4 protein-coding genes are annotated in these 3,919 nt (G+C 44.5%); 1 reads left to right on the top strand and 3 read right to left on the bottom strand.

The features are described from left to right. Positions 1-75: 75 nt before the first annotated feature. Positions 76-456 (bottom strand): hypothetical protein, encoded by a 381-nt coding sequence (locus C7N83_RS13225; RefSeq protein WP_146135173.1) that lies wholly within the window; start codon positions 454-456, stop codon positions 76-78. Positions 457-671: 215 nt separating this feature from the next. Here C7N83_RS13225 and C7N83_RS13220 point away from each other — a divergent pair, with 215 nt between their 5' ends. Beyond that, entirely contained in the window at positions 672-1,058 is a 387-nt protein-coding gene (locus tag C7N83_RS13220; RefSeq protein WP_146135172.1) for a hypothetical protein, read from the top strand. Between the two features lie 93 nt (positions 1,059-1,151). Here C7N83_RS13220 and C7N83_RS14990 read toward each other — a convergent pair whose 3' ends face one another. Both C7N83_RS14990 and leuD read right to left on the bottom strand, forming a co-directional pair. After that, positions 1,152-1,298 (bottom strand): hypothetical protein, encoded by a 147-nt coding sequence (locus tag C7N83_RS14990; RefSeq protein ID WP_170064920.1) that lies wholly within the window; start codon positions 1,296-1,298, stop codon positions 1,152-1,154. Between the two features lie 1,124 nt (positions 1,299-2,422). Continuing rightward, complete coding sequence (gene leuD, locus C7N83_RS13210) at positions 2,423-3,067, bottom strand: 3-isopropylmalate dehydratase small subunit (protein ID WP_106743203.1); 645 nt, start codon at positions 3,065-3,067, stop codon at positions 2,423-2,425. Between the last annotated feature and the right edge of the window lie 852 nt (positions 3,068-3,919).

The raw sequence follows: 3,919 nt of genomic DNA, 5'->3' as shown, positions 1-3,919 counted from the left end.
GGAATCATAGGTAATTATGGGGCATTTAATATTGAAAAAAAGCGTACGTTAGTCACCTAAGTACGCTTTTTTTGATTATGGGTTGGGTTTTGTAAAGGTCTCGGCCTGCTGCAGCAATCCGCCGGTGTTTGCCACTAAGCCGAAAGACGGCCGAAGCCGGTTTTGGCGCTCAGCTTTATCGGGCTTATCGGTGGCAAACGGGTTTTTGCGTTTGGTTTGTATGGGGTTTGTCTGCGGGTTTTGCAGTGGTGCGGCGGTGCCGCCTTGCCGACAGGCGGCTATCCGCTGGCGCAGGTGTGTGCGTGAGGCTTTGAAGCGCGCTGCCGGCTGTGCACTTGGTGATAATGGGGTAAGCCCGGTATTTGAAGTCCGGTGTATATTCGGACAGTAAGAAAACTGCAGAAAACCGCACCTTTTTAGTTGGAAAGGGCGTCCGACTTTTTGGGTGCAGTTCAATGTTTTCAGACGGCCTTTTTGTATGAGGATTTCAGTATATGACTGATTCACTTAAAAATGAACACACGGGTAGGTCGGATGCCCGTATTGGCCCTTTGCCTGCAGGTATGAACGTGACCTTGAATTAAAATGGTTTCCTGGCTTTTTAAGTAAATGCCAGATTCCGGAATCCGACCTGTCCTGCGTTGTCATGATTCATTTAGGGCTGACGTAGATTGGCAGTCATGATGGGCTGCAAAAATGAAGATAAGCTGTTGCAAATTAAAAAAGCGTGTCCCAAAGAAACGGCTTCAGTTCCTGTATTGGAACGAACTGCGCCCGTTCCGCCGCCGGTATTTCGGGCATCCAAGCCAATCCGACTATGCCGCAAAATCCGCCAAGTCACAGCCTGCCATTTAGAACTTCAAGCCGATGGGGTTTTCAGCGGTTCTGCCGGGTTGGATGAGCGTTATTCCGGCCATCAGTATAAAGGCAAATGCGGTCTCAGAGCCGCAGGAAAAGTGGCTGTGTTTGGTATCTTAAAACGACAAAGAAGGGGTTATACTGCTGTTATAGAAGACACTAAGCAAAAGACTTTGTTATTGTTATTAAAAGAAAAATAATGTCTGACGGTATTGTTATACGGACTGACACAAGTGCTGTGATGTGCTTGATGTGAGTGAATGTATGACCGTATTACTTCAGATGATTGGGCATCATTTTAAAAATCTTTTAATTTGATGAATAATAGCTAGGCAGGCCGCAGCCGTCTGAAAAACGGTTGGAGCTACGATGAAGAATGTATATTGGTTTTTTTGATGATGCGGCGGAACTTGGTTAGAAATCGATGTCAGCGAATTCATGGTGTTTTCCTCAATGACGGACACGTGCTACTGGTAAATAAAAAAAAAAATAATACGCAAAGCGGTGTTTAAAATCCGTGTTGAAGATTATTGATAAACGGCTTGACCATGATAAAAAATGGATATTCATCTTGACCATTATTTAATTTAAACGCTGGATTGATAAAGGTATGTTAAGGGTTACAGTAGCAAATAACCCCTTAGGCAGGACATCCGACTATGGTCACCGACCACATTGCCAACGCCCGGCGTGACACCGCCTTGCATCTTGATTTTGCCGACATCGTACCTCTACTGCAAACATTTGGACTTCGCCAATCTGCCTGACGGTACCGTCGTCAGCAGCAACCCCAATATCCACACTACCCTGATGCTCACACGAGAACAGGCGCCTCCAACACATCAATATTCAAGCCCATCGGCAGCAACGAAACTGATAGGTTGGCAAGCAGCATACTGTGGGGATTGAAGATAACAATTGTCACTTTCTTCACAGAATGAGTAGGGTAATACGTTGAAGTTGCTGTTTTTTTTTTTTAAGGTTTTGTTTTATCATCTTAAAAAATATTTGAACTGGGATTTTTTTACATCAATTATGATGATGTTTAAATGTCATCACACTTTTCAGGACACTACCAACTATTTCCGTAACGCAGAATAGGCAGCTGATTGTCTAAATCATATCCGGTCAGTGGAGTTTGCCGTAAAATTTCGGTTTCACTTTTTTACTTGGCTAGGTGGGTTGCATTTTAAAATTTTATAAATAATACAGATAATTATGAAGAAACGGCTCTCACATTGTATATGGTAGGCTTAATTTCCGCCTCATTATTGTTATAGCATCGGGGGGGGGGTTGTATGGTATGATGTAGATCAGGTTAAGTTGGATGGTCACGCCGTTCCTAAAAGGGATTCTCGGTGATAGACATACTCCGACACTTGTCCATAAGGATAAGCTTAAAATACTAAAGCTGCTGCACGCTTCAATTATAATTGTAATGGCAGGTTTTTTGATTTTCCCTGTGGGAAAATGTCGGATTACGCCGTTTGGAGCGGCCAAGCCGGCCTACAACAATCTCAGGCCGTCTGAAAGCATTTCGACTTTTAGATGGCCTGTTTGACAATTATACGTTATGATACAGCCAAGGTTGGGCAGCTTTGTGTTTTTCTTCAAACTCATGGATTTCATCGGCGTGCTGCAGGGTCAGGCCGATTTCGTCCAAGCCGTTGAGTAGGCAATGTTTGCGGTGTTCGGTGATGTCGAATGCGAACTCATCGCCGCTTGGTGTGGTGACGGTCTGAGTTTCCAAATCAATGGCAAGTGAATAACCTTCTTGCGCTTCAACTTCTCGGAAAAGCCGGTTGACCTGCTTTTCAGTCAAGACGATGGGCAACAGGCCGTTTTTGTAGCAGTTGTTGAAGAAGATATCGGCAAACGAAGGTGCAATGACGGCACGGAAACCGTAGTCATCCAGAGCCCAAGGGGCATGTTCGCGAGACGAACCGCAGCCGAAATTTTTGCGTGTTAGTAGGATCTGTGCGCCTTGGTAGCGCAACTGATTGAGTGGAAAATTAGGATTAAGCGGGCGTTTGCTGTTGTCCATGCCTGGTTCGCCGTGATCAAGATAACGCCATTCATCAAAGGCATTTGGGCCGAAGCCGCTGCGTTTGATGGATTTTAAGAATTGTTTTGGAATGATGGCGTCGGTGTCGACATTCACGCGGTCAAGCGGGGCAACTAGTGCGGTAATTTTGGTAAAAGCTTTCATGGTGTACTTTCAAATACGGTAACTTGTGTGGTGTTTCAGGATAAAAGCCCCGTAGAACAAGGCATCATCAGTGGAAAAATCAATAATTTTTACATTTTCTTAGCCACTGCTCATGGTATTGTCTGCTCTGCTTATGTTTTTACCTATACCGGAAATGGTGTTGCAGGCGGATAACAGTGCCATTAGGGCGATGGCGGGCAATATGATTTTTTTTCATGTTTGAAGCTCCTTATGGATTTTGAAAGTACAGCCTGATGCTGTGTTTCCCATCATGCCAAAATTTTTTGAAAAAGACAAACCGGAATATCGAGCCGTCTGAAAATTTGATAATTTTTTTAATCTGTTTTTTCAGACAGCATCTCTATGTTTACAGTTTGTGCCAGATGGTTGCAGCAACGGTTTCTGCATTTTTTTGCGGTGGGTAGAAATGATGTAGCAGACATTTTTGTGTTTCAGGTTGTAAAAATTTTACGTGTTCCCACCACAGCCTAATGTATTGTGGAAGCATGTTTTCGCTTTCGGCCCGAATGTCTGCCGTGCGCAATTTTGATCGGTGTGGTAATATAATACACGATTAATATGCTGCAGTTTGTGCTCCATCACAGTCGCGTTCGGCGGCATAGCGTATGCTGTGAGTGTTGAGGTATTGTCGTAATGGAGTGTCATTATCACCCAGCTTCAAACAGTCAACAAAGGAAACATTGATGAAAATTTCATATGCTTTAATTGCCACATTACTGATGACCTCTGGCGTGGCTGCTGTCGCAGCCCAGCCGGCTGCAGCGAAAAACCCACTAAGCGTACACGTTCTTAACCTGCAAACCGGTCAGCCAACGGCAGGAATTGAGGTTG

This window comes from Neisseria iguanae, from assembly GCF_003013245.1.
Classification (GTDB): domain Bacteria; phylum Pseudomonadota; class Gammaproteobacteria; order Burkholderiales; family Neisseriaceae; genus Neisseria; species Neisseria iguanae.
Note: the sequence above shows the minus strand (reverse complement) of the source record. Positions and strands in the feature narration are given on the sequence as shown.